This is a genomic window from Microbulbifer regidiadema (SeqCode) (assembly GCF_052466995.1).
The window spans coordinates 1155089-1172510 of the sequence record NZ_CP174297.1 but is presented as its reverse complement, the minus strand read 5'-3'; the positions used below and the strand labels follow the sequence as shown (position 1 = coordinate 1172510).

Sequence of the window (17422 nt, the reverse complement as noted above, 5' to 3'; positions counted from 1 at the left end):
TGACTGGAGCGGGACAGGTTATGCCAAGGGCCTGACCTGTTCCTGTTCAAGGGGGATATCGCTATGACAATATTGCCGCCTTATCAGGTGCCGGGTGCCATTGCCGGCAGTTTTCCTCAGCTGATTATGTTGCAAAGTGATGCGGCCGCTACGATCAGCAAGCTGGTTGAAAACAGTGGAGATTTTCAGGATTTCCTACAGGTTATTATGGACCAGGGGGCACCTTCAACCGATACGGGTTGGGCGCGGTTGGTGGATATTCCGTCCCCCAATGGAGAAAAAAACACTTACCAGCGTCTGCAACTATCCGATAAAACCGTACAGGGTGTACCGGCATTTCTTGCCAGCGTATTAACCCCGGCCAACAATGATCCCCGCCTGAAAGACCTGGTGTGGACTGTGCAAAACGGTACTGTACCAGGGCCGCAGGAGGGCCCTTCATCAATTCCCAACTGGACACAGACCAGTCTCAACCCGCAGAGCGGAGTGCTGTTCCAGTCGGTTGGATTTAGCGGTGACAGCAACAGTTTTCAACTGCTTCTGGCCAACGATATGGCCTGTCACCTGGGTGTCTATGTGGAGTTTTTTCAAGGTGGCAAACAGGTAACACCCAAGGACTGGGTTTCACGACTGCCCGCTTCAGTAACTTCGGCTTATGAAACCGCAACGCGGAAATACCTCGGCCTGCTCAAGCCAACGACGGCAGTTGCAGGCATTCCTGTAGCCAGCACGGGTCAGTCTTTTGATATTCCGCTGCCGGATAATGCGGAGCAGATAAAGTTGGTATTTGGCGGTATTGGCAGAGGGGGCTGGGATGCTTGCAGTGATGCCGCTGGCCTGATTACGTCGTACATACTGGATATTTCCGTGCCGATGATTCTGGCCAATGCCCAGCAGATGCCCACACAAAGCTGGTACGACAGTTTGCTGAGCGATCAGGAACTGCTGGCTGATATTCTCAACGCCGGGGATTTTCTCCTGAATAGCAGTCAGGTCAATAGCGTTAGTGGGGCGCTGGGCTGTCTGTCCGGGCAACTGGCAGCTTTATTCTTGTCTGAGGAATTGAGCGCGTTGAGGCAGAATATCAATACCCGCTTCGGCCAGGAAACCGTAGAAAATGCTCTGCCATATCTCGGCTGGCCTGCACAAACTCTCAAAGCCCTGTTGGATAGCGGAGAGGAACCCGATGGTGGGGCCCTGGCTACCACCACCGCGCCTCTACTTGCCAGGCCTCCCAGTTTCGATATGCCCCTGGCTCCGACCTCCCTGATTGATCTCAAGGTAACCATTGAGGCGGATAAAACCTATGGCCAATGGCCTTTGCAAACTAAGCAATGTGAAATCGATATCGAGTATGCAGAAGGTTTTACCCAGAAAAAAAGCGTTGATATTGATTTGATGAGCCTGGCTCAGCCCATCGTGGTGAACTTTGGCAGTATCATTAATAAAGCCCCGGTTAGCATCAGTGTGAGCTGTTTCGACAGCGGTGGCAGCGTCGTTGCCACAGGAGAGTATAAAGGGGTTATAGACTGTAGCGAGCGTCTGGGTAGCCTGATTTTTTCAGCTCAAAATATGCCCGTTACTATCGATGAATCCACGGCGTATAAACACTATTGCAAGCTGGCTTACTCCGGCGGGCACTATCTTTGGCAGAGCGATATTTCGGCACCGTCTGCAATAAAAACGGATCTGGATGCCTCTTCGAAACTGTCTGGACTGGTAGATATTACCCTTCAGCAGGCTAATGCGTCGGTGGGTTATAGCTGGCGAGCTTCCTCCCTGTCGGTCACCGATTGCAGTAGTGGCAACACATTGAGCACGGCCTATTTTTTTCAGAATGTGGGTACTGTACTGGCGGAAGAGAATCTCAAAGTTATTGATTGTGGTTTTGCCCTGCAACCGGGGCTGGTTTACTGGAATGCACAAGCCGATCAATCAGTACCGGACAACAGCAGTTTTTACCTGGACCCGCGCAGCAGCCAGTTCGCCTTGAGGCCGGTCGATCTGCACGCGGGCCAACCGTTTGATCTCACTGAATCCACCACCGCAGGGCGCTTTCTGGAAAATGGACTCACTGGGCTATCGATCCACCCAGAAGGCTGTGCCATAGCCTGTAGCTGGGCCAACAGTAAACTGGAGATTGTCCAGCTATCCGACTCACTGACCAGTGATAGCAATGCCAATCGCTCGCAACTGCTTTGTGGGAAGGGTTCAGAGCGGGGCCTGTTAAATGGGCCGATCGGAACCGCCGTCACTCCATCCGGATTTATTTTGGTGCTGGAAGCTGCGGGCAGGCGTCTGCAAGCGTTTGATTTAAACGGAAATCCCACCCCACTGTTTAGCGGCTCACCGTACTTACCCCTGCAAGAAAGTGACAGTGCCTGTTACCTCGATCTGGCAGTAAGCCCCGGGGGAATTATCTATGTGCTGTCCCACACCTGTGACGGTAGCAAAGTCAATGACTACTACCTGGATTTGTATCGGCCCGATGGTGATTTTATCAGTCGCACGGCGGGGGTTAACGGCGCGCGGATAGAAGTGGATTCCAGGGGGGTGGTTTATACCTTGAACTATGAAGTCATCGACGGGCCAGCTGGCAGAGCAGAGCCCTCTATCAGTAAATGGATCCCAACGGGATAGGCGCTCGGTTGTACCAGCCGTTTTTATTGCTAACAAGATCAATAAGAATAAATACCATGCAATCCCAGCATAATTCTGTAGTGGAGACGCGCAGCACTGTCTGGCCAGATAACTGGAAAACGGTTTTCAGTGAGTACGCTCGAAAACTGGGCTGGACTGCTAGTGCTTTTCCTGAGCGGGTGATAGATACCGGCAGCTACCCCGGTGTGACATGGTTTTCCCGCGACACTCAGTACCCCGCCACGCTTAAAGCCAAATTTATCACTGTGGCGACAGTAGCAGAACAGAAGGCGCTGGGAGGTATAGCCGACGAGCTGTATGACAAGGGGGTTATTCCCAGGCATCTGGATATCCCGCCCTCTTGGGATTGCCATCTGAACAGCTTTGCAGCTACGGCGAATTTAACCGATGAGCAGAAAAACCAGATATGTCAGGCCCACTCGGCTTTTCTATTTGGTGATAGTAAAGCAGTGGCCAGCTACTGCGAGATGATTAATCAATTGCATTACCCCACTCATGTGGCGGTATATGCCGGTAAAACCCTGCACGTGCGTAAGGGCCACCCAGTAATTAGCAAAGCCCGCTTCGACGGTGAACCCATAGTACTTTTTTTTGAGCAAATTCTGATGGAGAGCGGAGCAGAAATTAACTGTCTCGCAGATACCTCCATCTATACGGGAGCTCTGATTCAGGTAGATAAGAGGGGCCGACCGCTAAGTGAATCAATGCTGGCGCAAGCGGCGCCGGTGCGGATACACAGTCTGGGGGAAAACGGTGAAATTGCACTTCCGGGCGTTGCCGGCGGTGACGGTACTCACGGTTTGCCCGGAACCCCGGCGCGAGACCGTAATATGAGTTGCTATTTACAGGCGGGATCTGGCGATCCAGGGGGCGCAGGTGAACCCGGGAGCTGCGGCGGCAATGGCAGTCGGGGGAGCGATGCTTTTTTCCTGACAATAAAAGTTGGGCAGCTGCGAGCGGCGGTGTTGTTGGCAAATTATGGGGGCAGTGGCGGCGATGGCGCACGCGGGGGCAATGGCGGCTGCGGCGGTGACGGCGGCGCTGGGGGGGCGCGCTCAATCTACTGTCCTGCGGGACCGTGGGGTTCAGGGGGCGATGGCGGTAACGGAGGGCCGGGCGGAGTGGGGGGCAATATGGGGGATGGCCGCAATATTTACCTCACCTGTTGGCACCGCAGCGAGAACAGCCGCTTGCTGCTAGCGCCAAATCAACAGCGAGTTGGCCGTGGCGGTGCGCCAGGCCTGGGGGGGATGGCCGGGTCTCCCGGCGGCTGTCCTGGTACCCCGGGGCAGCCTGGCAAAAACGGCAAGCCCGGCAGGGCAGGGCGGATATTTGACAACGGCCGCCCGCTGGCTGGAAGTGACGGTTACTCTGTTATTGGTTAGTTTTTTGCGCGACATACGCCGCGATATTATTGACCGTATTGAAATTCTCAATGCTCAGCTCATGGTTTTCTACGGTCAGAGAAAAAACATTTTCAATAAAAGTGACCAGCCTCATGGCAAACAGTGAATTGACAAACCCTCGGCTAAAAATATCGTCGTCATCATCCAGGGTATTGGCGCGAATATGCTGAAGTAAGAAACGCTTTATCTGTGGCTTGATATTATCGTTCATGGTTCGGCGGAATCGTTATTAGTGTTGTTCCAAGGGCCTGACTAAAAAAATGAAGCATGGAATGCTAAAAGTCAACTTGATTGCCCACTTGTCTGAACAGGCCCAAAAAGACCAGGGGATCGTCTTCTATTTTTCCGGCAATAAGCGACAATCTTTTGGTTATCGGCAATTATATGTCGAGGCCTGCCGGACCCTGGCTTCTCTTCAGGCCCGGAATCTTCCGGAAGGACAAACGGTTATTTTGCAGCTGAGTAACCAGAGAGACTTTCTGGTGGCTTTCTGGGCCTGCCTGATTGGGCAATATATCCCCGTGCCACTGGCGGCCGGATTAAATACTGACAGTCGCAATAGAGTATTGCGGATTTTTGCGCAGCTCGATGGGGCGTTGCTGATCGGGGATGGGGAGTATCTGGAAAAACTGACCGCAGCTTTGCCCGCTGATCACCCCATTATTGAGCGCACACTAATTATAGAGGCGCTAAACCAGGGGAGCGGTGTACCGCTAGTGGCGGAAATTGCGGCCGAAACAACTGCATTTATCCAGTTCTCTTCCGGCTCTACAGGCAACCCGAAAGGGATAGTACTGAGCCATCAGAATCTGCTCACTAATATTCAAGCCATCGGCTTGGCCCTAAATGCGCAACCGTTTGAAAAGACTCTCAGCTGGCTGCCGCTCACCCACGATATGGGCCTGATTGGCTTTCATCTGGTGCCCCTGGTACACGGATGGTCCCAGGTGCTTATCGACCCGGAACTGTTTGTCAGGCGACCGGCTATCTGGCTTGATGCGATCAGTTCCACAGGGGCGACTTTAACGGCGTCGCCCAATTTTGGTTTGAAACATCTGCTAAAACACTTCAAGCCCAACCCCTCCGTTGACATAGATTTATCGTCTATCCGCTTGATTTTTAATGGTGCCGAGCCGGTTAATGCGGGAGTGTGCCGGGAATTTACCGCAAGGTTATCTCCACTGGGACTGGCTCCCGCCGCCATGTTCCCGGTTTATGGTTTAGCCGAGGCCAGTCTGGCCGTGGCATTTCCCCCCGCCGGTGAAGCATTAATAACCCGGCGTATTGACCGCGCCTCTCTGAGCGTCGGTCAATCAGTCCAGCTGGATAAGGAGGGCATGGAGCTGGTTGATCTGGGCGAGCCGGTAGCGAATTGTCGTATCCGGATTGTCGGCGATAACAGTCTTGAATGCCCGGCGGGCACCGTAGGGTATGTGCAAATTAAAGGCGAAAATGTCTCTTCCGGTTATCTGGGGATAGCAGCTGTGGAGACATTTACTGACGATGGCTGGCTCGATACCGGCGATATTGGTTTTTTGCTCGATGGCAGGCTGACCCTGGTTGGACGATCCAGGGAGATGCTGATTGTCAACGGCCAGAACCTCTACCCCTACGATCTGGAGGCTATCGCTGAAACACTGCCAGGTGTTGAGCAGACTGCTTTTGTCGGCTGTGACCCGGCGGGGAGCGGTGATGAAACGGTGGTTGCTTTCGTCCGCTGCAAAGGGGGCGAGGACGAATTTATATCGCTGAAACAGCGCCTGGAGCGGCATATGGTTCGGGAAGCGGGCATCTCCCTTGCCGCAGTGGTTCCCCTGGCCCGATTACCCAAAACAAGCAGTGGAAAAATACAGCGGGTACTTTTGCAGCAGCGCTTCGAAGCGGGGGAATTTAACCCAGGCAGCAGCGTATTGGTCGAACTGATTCAGATATTTGAGCAGGTTCTATCGATTGAGAAGCCGGGACTGGATGAAAACTTCTTTGATTTGGGCGCTGACTCCAGACAGATATTGGAAGTCCAAACCCTTTTGCAGCAAAGATTTGGGGCCGCTGTAGGCGACAGTACACTGTTCTCCTATCCCACGCTGAGAAAGTTAGCTCAGTATTTATCCGGCGAGGCTGCGGGAGCACAGCGGAAAAGCGCTGGGCCCGGCTGTGATATCGCCATTATCGGTATGGCTGGGCGTTTTCCCGGGGCCAGCAATATCGATAAGTTCTGGCAGAACCTCACGGATGGTGTGGACAGTATCAGCCATTTCAGTGCGGCGGAGCTGCTGGAGGCGGGGGTCGCCAGGGAGCAGCTGGAGCACCCGGACTACGTCAGGGCCAAGGGGGTGCTGGCCGGCGCAGAGGATTTTGATGTAGAGTTCTTCAACTACGCACCGATAGAGGCTCACAAGCTCGATCCGCAGGCCCGAATCATGCATGAGTGTGCCTGGACCGCTCTGGAGCATGCCGGTTACGACTCCCACACTTTTAGCGGCAGAATCGGTTGCTATGTCGGGGCCTCCCCCAGCGAGGCCTGGGAATCCCGCTGGCGTCGGGATAATGATGCCGAGGCCTTTGTCGACACCCCGTTGACCGACAAGGATTTTCTCAGTACTCGCCTGTCATACAAACTCAACCTCTGCGGGCCCAGTGTCAGTCTCTACACCGCCTGTTCCACCTCGCTGGCTACTGTCGCTACGGCTTGCCAGGCGCTGACTGCGGGCCAGTGTGATATGGCGCTGGCCGGTGGTGTATCTATTATGTTGCCAGTGCGGCGCGGTTATCGGTACGAGGAGGGCATGCTGTTTTCGAAGGATGGGCAGAACCGCAGTTTTGACCGGGATGCCAGCGGCAGTGTGTTCAGTGACGGCGCGGGTATTGTGCTGTTAAAGCCGCTGCAAAAAGCCCTGTTGGATCGGGATAATATCCTGGCGGTGATAAAAGGCATTGCCATAAATAATGATGGCAAAGGCAAGGTGGGTTACACCGCGCCCTCTGTGGCCGGGCAGGCTGATGTAATCTCCAGCGCACAGCAGATGGCGGGGGCCCAGCCACAGGATATCGGTTATATCGAAGCCCACGGCAGCGCTACCGCACTGGGGGATGTGATTGAGGTTGAAGCGCTCCGCCAGGCGATGCCCGGCGCCCGGCAGTGCGCCCTGGGTTCGGTCAAGGCCAATATTGGCCATTTGAATAGCGCTGCCGGTATCGCGGGGTTGATAAAAGTTGTCAAAATGCTGATGCACCGGCAATTGCCTCCCAGCCTTCACTTTGATAATCCGAACCCCCGCATCAACTTTGCTGAGGGGCCCTTTTATATCAATACTCATCTGACCCCCTGGGATAAAAATCTGCCAGCTCTGGCTGGGGTCAGCTCGTTTGGTATTGGCGGTACCAATGTGCACGCTGTACTTGAGGCGCCTGCGCCCAGAAGCGCAGCCGGAGAAGCCCAACAAGATTATCTTTTTGTACTTTCGGCCAGATCTGATAAAGCCCTTGATATTCGCTGTAGGGAGCTGGCTGAGTATCTAAAACAAACTCAAGCGCCCGCTCTGGGGGCTATTTGCCATACCCTCCAAGTGGGCAGGCACCATTTTGACTGCCGGTTGTATTTTATCTGTTCAGGTTTGCAAGATGCGCTGGCCTACCTTACCGGTGACAAGGTGTGCGAACGCGCCCAGGTATTGGAGCCGTTTGAGGGTATCAGTACAGAAGAGTCCGCCAGTTTGGAGGAGGTGGGCCGGTTATGGCTTGCGGGCGCACCCATTGACTGGTGCAAACTGGCTTTGCAGGGCGATGGTTATCGCGTTGCCCTGCCAACCTATCCCTTCGAGAGGCAGTGCTTTTCCTCCAGCCCGCTGCCTGCCGACTTTTACAGTTATATTCCCCGCTTAGTTCCCGCTGATGTCCCTAGGGGGGGCCCTGTCGACCTCAGCTCGGGAGTTTTGCTGATTGAAAATGACAGTGGTTTAGCCGCCTGCCTGCAAAAGGCTCTGCAAGACCGGGGTATACCGGTGTCAGTCCACAGTCCCGGTGACTACGACTCGGTGCTGGATAGCCTAAAGCGTAACGGCTGCCTGCCCGCCGCCGTTCTCCATATGGGGGTGCAGGGCACAACTGAAATAGATCAGTTTTATAAAAGCTATCTCGATATTTGCGCTTTGCTCAGAAGTTTGATGAGACATATGGATACCCGGCGGTGTTATGTCCGGGTATTGGCCCGCGCCGGATCGACCCTCTCCAAGGCCGCTGCTGTTGGGCCACTCAAGGCCATACAGGGTGAAACGGGCAGTATTTTCGGTGCGCTTATAACTGTGACCTGGCCACAGGGCAGTGTAGAGGAGCGCTGCCTGCTGGTTGAGCAGCTCGTGCGGGAATTAAGCACCGCTATAGACCCGACTGGGAATGTTATTGAACTACAGGGATCGCGACGCTTGGTGCCAAGGTACCAGCCAGTAGCCAGCGATATTCACGATTCCTATCGATTCAGGAGGTTGGGGACTTATGTTATTACCGGCGGCCTGGGCGGTATCGGTTTTGCTCTGGCCAAGTATTTGGCCGAGACAGTTCAGGCCAATCTGATACTTGTTGGACTGACAGCCCTGGACTCGGATCAGCCGGGCAAACTGTCCCAGATTAAACAGTTGCAATCCCTGGGCAGTCGGGTCAGTTATCGTACGGCTGATGTGTCCAACTCGGCGGCCATGTCCGATATATTCAACGAAGGCCAGGAGTTATTTGGGCATATTGATGGGGCTATTCACTGTGCCGGGATACCGGGCGGGGGGCTGATACTCTCCGACCAGCGGGAGCAGAATACCCGGATATTTGATTCGAAAGTTAAAGGCACTCTGGTATTGGCGGAACTGCTGTGCAGGCATAACTGCGATTTTCTGTTGCTCTGTTCGTCAGTGGCCTCTCTGTTAAATGTTCCTGGGCAATCCGCCTATAGCGCGGCCAATGCTTTCCTCGATGAGTTTGCCCATCACCACAAACTCCCGTGCCGGGTTCGCACGGTGAACTGGGATCACTGGTTGAACCTGGCCCATTCGAGTTTTGCCCGGGCTTCTATGACCTCTCTGATGGGGGAGGAGGGGCTCAGCCCGGCCCAGGGAATTAGGGCGCTGACCTGGGCGCTGGGGCAGTCGCAAGCGCAGGTCATCGTCTGTGCCACCGAGTTTGCAGAGCGCCAAAACCGTATCGAGCAGATTCCTGAGCAGGCCGGGTTTATGCCCGCTGCACTGAAATCGAGGCCAAATTTGTCGGTAGCCTATGCCCCGGCGCAATCGGAGAATCAGGCGCTACTCATTGCGCTGATCGAGCAGTATGTCGGTATAGCTGACGTCGGTATTTATGACAACTTTTTTGAGCTTGGCCTGAAGTCGCTGGACCTGTTCCAACTGAATCAGCAGCTGAGCCGGCGATTGAATCGCCCCCTGGCGCTGACCGCTCTTTATGCCAATCCGACCATCGACAGCTATTCCGGCTATCTGGCGCGCAGCGTTGTAGAGGTTGTATCGCCGCCCGCTGCAATGCCGGCTTTAGAGAGTGGCAGCGATGATATTGCCATTATTGGTATGGCCTGCCGCTTCCCGGGGGCGAAGGATGTTGACGAGTTCTGGCAGAACCTTAAGGGGGGCCGGGAGTCGATCCATTTTTTCAGTGAGGATGAATTATTAAGCGCGGGGGTTGATGCCGAGACCCTGGCCGACCCCGATTATGTTCGGGCCAAGGGGGTTGTTCGCGACCTGGATCGTTTTGACTACGAGTTTTTTGGTTTGTCACCTCGGGAGGCCCAGATTTGCTCTCCCCAATTGCGCTTGAGTTACGAATGTATCTGGCAGGCATTGGAAGCCGGCGGCTATCCACCGGACAGTCACGAACAGACTGTGGGCCTGTTTTTTGGTGCATCGCACAATATTGCCTGGGAAAAGACCGCGATGGATTCTTCCCTGGGGGCAATTCTGGGGCAGTTTGAAGCCACCTTGCTCAGCCACAAAGAATTTCTCGCTTCCAGAGTGGCCCATAAACTCAACTTTAATGGTCCGGTTTCCCAGCAGTTTACCGGCTGCTCTACCTCTTTGGTTACGGTTCACCAGGCCTGTCGGAGTCTATTGGCCGGCGAGTGCGATATGGCGGTGGCCGGCGGCGTCTCGGTTGAGTTGCCATTTCAAAGTGGGTATCTCTATCGGGAGGGGATGATTTTCTCACCTGACGGTCACTGTCGCTCATTTGATAATGGAGCCAGCGGCTCCTGTTTTGGTGACGGTGTCGGAGCCGTGTTGCTCAAACCTTTGCGATGCGCCGTAAAGAGCGGTGACAATATCGTTGCCGTAATCAAAGGCAGCGCCATCAATAATGATGGGGCCAGCAAAGTGGGTTATACCGCGCCCAGTGCCTCAGGTCAGGCCAGGGTTATTCGCATGGCGCAAAAGGCTGCGGCGGTTTCTGCGGACACCATTGGCTATGTGGAGGGTCATGGCAGCGCTACGTCTATGGGCGACCCCATTGAGCTGGAGGCTCTGAAAGCGGCTTTTGCCACTGAGCGCAAACAGTACTGTTATATTGGCAGCGTTAAGAGCAACCTGGGGCACTTGAATACTGCCTCGGGCATCGCCGGCCTGATCAAGACCGCTCTAGCTGTCTGTCACGGAGAAATCCCCGCGAGCCTCCATGCTCATCACCCCACCACTAAATTTGATTTCCGTGATAGCCCCTTTGCTGTTTGCCAGCAGTTAACGCCCTGGCCGGAAATCTTTGCAAAGCGCCGTGCCGGGGTCAGTTCGTTTGGCATTGGCGGAACCAATGCGCACCTGATACTGGAGCAGGCGCCTGAAACTGAAAGCAGCCCCTGTAGCGGACCACACCTGCTTGTGCTGAGTGCGAAATCGACTGAATCCTTGCAGGGCAGCGTCGACAAGCTCGCCGACTTTTTCACGCAAAACCCGGGGGTTAACCTGGCTGATGTCGCCTATACCCTACAGGTTGGACGGAGCCTGTTTAACTATCGGCGGCTGCTTATCTGTGACAGTGTGGAAGAGGCGCTAGATCTATTGGCGCAATCGCCTGCGGCTAGCGTTGATATCGCGGATGGGCAGTGTCATATCTCAGGGAAGGGCGACAGGGTATCGATCTTTTACGGCGCTGCTGAACCCATACAGCAGTGTTTGGACCGATACCAGCAGCAGTGCAATAGACCGATCAGAGTGAATCTATTGGATGGGAAATTGCGCCGCTTTTTACCGCTCCCCACTTATTCTTTTGCCCGTTTGTCCTGTTCCGCACAGCAACCGCCACAGCCGGAAGCCCCAGCTCTGCACAGTTGTCTCTATCAGCCAAGCTGGGCTCGCGTAAATCTGCCTGAGCAGAATTTACCTGAGACGTTACTGATTGTCGGCGATAACCGTGCGTTGGCTCGGGAGCTGACTGAAGACGGTTATGGAAGCTACTGCTCTATCGAAGAGCTCGGCTCACTTTCCTCGGCATCCGAACCCATAGCCCATATTGTTTATTGTTGTGCGCAAGTGGCAGATATGTCGGCCAGGATGCTGGGGGTGGTGGCTCTGCTCAAGCAACTTGCAGACGGCTCGCAGGTACGTTTGACCCTGTTGAGCCAAAACCTGTATGCGGTGCGCCCCGGTGAACAGGCTCAACCTGAGGACGCGGTGCTGGCGGGACTGGCACTGGTGATCAATCAGGAGTACCGAAATATCAGCTGTCAGTTGCTGGACTTTGATCGGCGGGAATTGGCGCAGGCTGCGGGCTCAGTGCTGGCGCGGGCGCTGTCCTACAGCGGTGATGAAGTTATTTATGCATGGAGAGAAGGGCAGTGTTGGCAGCGACAGTGGGCGCCATTCACTGACAGGACTAAGACTCAGCGGCTGCGCAAGAGGGGCGTCTACCTTATTACCGGTGGCTTCGGCAAGGTGGGCCTGGCTCTGGCCGAGGGGCTTGCCAGGCAATATCAAGCCAGGCTGGTGCTGCTCGGGCGCCGTGGCAGTGACGACGAAGGCCGGGTTAAGGCGCTGGGGGCCGATGTGCTCTGCTTTGCCGCCTCCTGTTCCGATGAGCGGCAGATGCGACAAGTGATTGAGGCGGCGGAGGAGAGGTTTGGGGTTATCCATGGGGTAATTCACTGTGCTGGCTGGGCGGATGAGCATTCCGCCTGCCCGGTGGCCGAGATAAATACGGATTTCATCGCCCGGCACTTTGAGGCCAAGGTCCATGGGACTCGATTGCTGGGCAAGCTGTTCGCCGACCGCTCACTGGATTTTTGTTTGTTAATGTCCTCCCTGTCCGCCACTCTTGGCGGGCTTGGGCTGGCCGCCTATGCGGCGGCAAATCAATATATGGACAGTGTGGCGGCGAATTCCGATCAGCGTTGGATTAGCGTTAACTGGGATCGCTGGGAGACACCCGGGAGCAGTCAAAACCCCTACCTCCGCAAGGTGACGGGGGGTATTGGGCTGACGCCTGCGCAGGGCTTTGACATCTTCAGGCGTATTGTTGAGCACTCCGTGCCCTCCCAGCTGGCGGTGGCCGGGAGTAACTTGCCCGAACAGCTGGCTCAATGGGCCAGGCTGAAGCCACCCTGCCACCAGGGGGGCTTTGCCGGAGCGCTTTGCCGCGATCGTCTGGCGACACCTTTTATCGCCCCGCAGGGAGCGCTGGAAAAACGTCTGGCGGAGATTTTTGCCGATTACTTTGGTTTTGCCGAGATCAGTGTCTGCGACAATTTCTTCGATCTTGGTGCCAGCTCGGTAGATTTGGTGCAGCTGAATTTACTCGTTAACCGGCAGCTCGCGGCAGCCGTTCCCCTGGCCAAATTTCTAACCTACACCAGTATTCAATCACTCGCGGGCTATTTAACCGGTAACAGCGAAGTTGCAAAAGAGTGTGCTGGAAAGGTCTCGTCAAGCGTAGCACCGCAACAGCCGCTAGAAGTGCAGGAAAATGATGTGGCGATTATTGGCATGGCCGGGCAATTCCCCGGTGCCGATAATATCGAGCAGTTCTGGCAAAATCTGCGTGACGGTATCGACTCTGTGACTCGATACGGCCGGGAAGAACTGCTGGAAGCGGGTCTGCCAGGTTCGTTAGTTGACCACCCTTCATTTGTTGCGGCTCGCGGTGTACTGGAAAATGCCATGGCATTTGATGCGGAATTTTTCGGGTATACGCCCAGGGAAGCCGAAGCCATGGACCCTCAGGCCAGGGTGTTGCATGAGTGTACCTGGCACGCACTGGAGTACGCCGGCTATAACCCGCAAGATTACCCCGGCAAAATTAGCTTTTTTGCCGGGGGCGGGCCACACCCGTACTGGGAACACCTCTCAACGCCATCCGTGATGGAAACCGATAAACCCTCTGATCAGTACGCCCGGGTTCAGCTTTACGAGAAAGATTTCTCCCCCTCGCGAATTGCCTACAAACTCAATTTAACCGGCACTACCCTGAGCCTTTTTACGGCCTGTTCGACCGCCCTGGTGGCCGTCCATATGGCCTGTAAAAGTGTGCTTCAGGGCGAGTGTGATATGGCCCTGGCGGGTGGTGTATCGGTATGGCTGCCACAAAAAACCGGTTACCTGCACGAGCAGGGGATGATTCTGTCGGGGGACGGCTATCACCGCAGCTTTGATGCCTGTGCCAGTGGCTCGGTGTTCAGTGACGGTGTGGGTGTTGTGGTGGTGAAAAAACTGTCGCAGGCACTGGCGGATGGCGATAGCGTACACGCGGTGATCAAAGGCTCGGCACTAAACAACGATGGCGACAGAAAACTGGGCTATACCGCAGTGAGTGTGGCCGGGCAGGCGGATGTGATTCGGTCTGCGATGAATGCTGCCGGGATCGGTCCCGAACAAGTCGGCTATATCGAAACTCACGGCTCGGCGACTGCCCTTGGGGATGTGATTGAAGTTGAAGCCTTGCAAAGCGTTTTTAGCCAGTCCCGGGAAAAATGTGTTCTTGGGGCGGTAAAAACCAATATCGGCCACAGCAACAGTGCCTCTGGTGCGGCGGGCCTGATTAAAACTGTGCTGGCACTCAAGCACCGCCAACTGCCAGCAACCCTGCATTTCGATACCCCCAACCCCAGCATTGATTTTGAAAGTTCACCCTTCACGATTAATAGCGAGTTACAGCCCTGGCCCGGTTCTGGGGACAGGAAAATTGCGGGGGTAAGCTCGTTTGGAATTGGCGGCACCAATGCGCATGTTATTGTGCAGCAAGGCCCGACTATACAGCCCGGTACGCCATCTGCTGGCCCCTGGCTGATCACACTGTCGGCCAGATCAGAACAGGCGCTGGCACTGGCCACAGAGCGTTTTTGCAACTGGCTGGATGAAAATCCAGCGGCTCCTATGGCGGATGTTGCCTATACCTTGCAGCTGGGTAGAAAAGCATTTGAGCACCGCATAAGTCTGGTCTGTAACAGCGCCAGCGATGCGCTGGAGCAGCTGCGCTCAGAGCGCTCCGGCAGAGTGCTGAGTGGTGTCTGTCCGGCGCACAAGCGGCAAGTGGTGTTTATGTTCCCGGGGCAGGGGGGGCAGTACATTAATATGGGGCGCGGGCTCTATGAGCGGGAACCGGTCTTCCGCGAAATCATGGATCTCTGCTTTGACGACTACCGGGACTTAACGGGCAATAACCTAAAGGTTGTGCTTTTTCCCGATCATGAGAATAGGGAAACCCTGACCGACACCGGGGTGAGCCAGCCACTGTTATTCATATTTGAATATGCTCTCAGCCGAATGCTGATTAGCAAAGGCATAGTGCCGGAGTTGATGGTTGGGTACAGTTTTGGCGAGTATGCCGCAGCTTGCATCGCCGGTGTATTTAGCGTGCGGCAGGGGCTGGAACTGATACATATCCGCGGGCGGCTTATGCAATCCCTGCCCGAGGGGCGCATGCTGAGCACCTCCTTGGACAGGGAACAACTCAAATCCCTGTTATTTGGATCACTGGCTATCGCCATAGAAAATCCTGGAACCAGTATTGTTGCCGGCCTGAAAAGTGAAATTGAGCAGCTGGAGCAAAAGCTGCGCCAGTTGCGCTGTTTTACTTTCCCGGTAGACGTGACCCACTTTGCCCACTCCCCGCTATTGCAGGCCATAGAGTCTGAGTTCAAGCGGGCGCTCGAACGAATTGACCTGCGGCCTCCTCAGATACCCTATATCAGCAACGTGACCGGCCGAATTGTTGAGCCCGGGCAGGCCACCGACAGCGCTTTCTGGTGTCAGCACCTGTTGCAGACGGTCAAATTCGAAGACTGCCTGGATAGCCTGCTCACCACCAGCGATGGCGTTGTGTTGGAAGTCGGTCCAGGCAATGATTTAAGTGTATTGCTGCGCTCGAAACTTACCACAGCCTCAACACAGCAAGCGGTGAACCTGGTCGGCACTAAGTATGAGCGGGTAGATGACACTACCTATTTGCTTAACAGTCTCGGGCAGCTGTGGCTTTATGGGGGGCTATCGGACTGGTCCGCCCATTATTCCAATGAGCGTCGATTGCGCTTGCCACTGCCACTGTATGCCTTCGAGCGGCAGTTGTTTAATCCACCAGAAATAACACAGGTAGGCAGTCGTCCGCACCACTCAGGCGGTATGGTCGATGATATGGATCAGTGGTTCTATCAGCCTGTCTGGCAGCCATCGCCAGCTCGGGCCACAAGCGCGTATATCGGCCCAGAGCCACAGCGGATATTGTTGTTTGTCGATGACTTGGGTGTGGGGCAGAGACTGGCCGACTCGCTAATTGCCGCTGGCCAATTCGTTGTGCAGGTGAGTCGGGGGGAGGCTTTCTCCCAAATAGATGAGCTGCGCTTTGTGCTCAACCCGGCTAACCCTGATGATTATCAGCAACTGCTCCAGGCGCTGCCTGAACTGGAGGCCGTTGAGTTACATGTGGTACACCTTTGGACAGTGACAGGTCACCTGCCTTTAGAGCGGCAATCAGCGCTGAATTGGGGCTTCTTCAGCAATATATATTTAAGCCGGGTGCTGGCCGTTCACCCGGGGGTGCGCAAAATTCAGTGGCTGATGGTGTCCGATCGGAGTCAGCAGGTTGCCGGAGAGACCGATGTGCAGTGTGAAAAAACTGCAATATTGGCGTTGCCCCTGGTACTGCCACAGGAGCACCCGCACATCCTCTGTCGCCATATCGATATAAACCCGATGACTACAGCGCGCGGTTATCAACTGATCAATCGGCAGTTACTGAGCGAGCTGGGGGATGAGAGCCGGGATAAACCCAGAGTGGCCTATCGGGGTAACCAGCGCTGGGCCGAGGGCTATGAGCCAATGCCGGCGGAATGCTTTGCTTCCAGTCGACTGAAGCGCGGAGGGGTTTATCTGATTACCGGTGGTCTGGGTGGGGTAGGGTTGATCCTGGCAGAATATTTGGCGCGGGAGTATCAGGCTAAATTGGCTTTGATCTCCAGACAACCTTCAGCAGATAAAACCGCTCAGCTTGACGTTATGGGGGCTGACTTTATTGCCCTGGCTGCTGATTGTGGCGACGAGGGCGCTCTAAAGTCTGCAATTATAACGGTGGAGGAACACTTCGGTTCACTCGACGGCGTGATTCATGCCGCCGGGCTGCTGGGCATGGAGTGGCTTTCACCGGTAGTGGATACTGACCCGGATGGCTGTCGGCAGCAGTGGTGGCCGAAGATAAAAGGAATTCAGGCTCTGGCTTCGGTTTTGGCAGATAAGCCGGTGGACTTTGTGCTGTGCATGTCCTCCATCTCCAATGTCTTGGGCGGACTGGGGCACGCGGCTTATATCGCCGGCAATCAGTTTATGGATGCTTTTGTCCGCGAACAGAATCAGGCTCAGCCCAGCCCCTGGATCAGCGTTAACTGGGATGGTTGGCAGACAGAAAGTGCTTCCCAAGCGGGCAGCGCTGTTACTGTGGCACAAGACGACTACTTTATGACCCCGGCGCAGGCTGTTTTGGCGTTTGAGCGGGCGCTTGCTGCCGGCGATACCGAGGTGCTGGTCCAGTCAACAGGGGATCTGCCCACAAGAAGGCAGCAGTGGATCGAGCTTTCCGGGTTGGAAAGTGCGGCGATCAAGCGCTATGCCCGTCCGAACCTGGCCACCCCCTTTGTCGGGGCCGAAACCCCGCTGGAAATCAGGTTGTGCGAGATACTGCAAGAGCGGCTGGGTGTTGAGAAAATCGGCATCCACGATGATTTCTTTGAACTGAATGCCAACTCATTCCTGATAGTGCAGATTATTAATCAGATCAAACAACAGCTGGGGCAGGATATGTCGGTACTCACCTTGTATAAATACCCGACTATTGCCCAGCTGTCCGAATTTATCGGGCAGGTCGGTGGCGAGATTGAAGGAAATTAAAAATCA

General features: G+C 55.0%; 4 protein-coding genes. 3 read left to right on the top strand and 1 reads right to left on the bottom strand.

The genetic code is table 11. From position 1 onward, the window contains the following. Nucleotides 1–63: 63 nt before the first annotated feature. Together ACJJIK_RS04865 and ACJJIK_RS04860 are read left to right on the top strand one after the other, a co-directional pair. Nucleotides 64–2640: a hypothetical protein gene (locus tag ACJJIK_RS04865; RefSeq protein ID WP_444944384.1), complete on the top strand. Its 2577-nt coding sequence runs from the start codon at nt 64–66 to the stop codon at nt 2638–2640. 56 nt (nt 2641–2696) lie between these two features. Next, nucleotides 2697–4046 carry a hypothetical protein gene (locus ACJJIK_RS04860; protein ID WP_444944383.1) on the top strand — a complete coding sequence of 450 codons (1350 nt, stop codon included), beginning with the start codon at nt 2697–2699 and terminating at the stop codon, nt 4044–4046. Here ACJJIK_RS04860 and ACJJIK_RS04855 read toward each other — a convergent pair. After that, on the bottom strand, nt 4036–4278 hold the full coding sequence (locus ACJJIK_RS04855; RefSeq protein ID WP_444944382.1) for an acyl carrier protein: 243 nt from the start codon (nt 4276–4278) through the stop codon (nt 4036–4038). The two genes, ACJJIK_RS04860 and ACJJIK_RS04855, sit on opposite strands and share 11 nt — an antisense overlap. A 61-nt stretch (nt 4279–4339) precedes the next feature. Between ACJJIK_RS04855 and ACJJIK_RS04850 the strand changes: the two genes are divergently transcribed. After that, on the top strand, nt 4340–17416 hold the full coding sequence (locus tag ACJJIK_RS04850) for an SDR family NAD(P)-dependent oxidoreductase (protein ID WP_444944381.1): 13077 nt from the start codon (nt 4340–4342) through the stop codon (nt 17414–17416). The last annotated feature ends 6 nt before the right edge of the window (nt 17417–17422 follow it).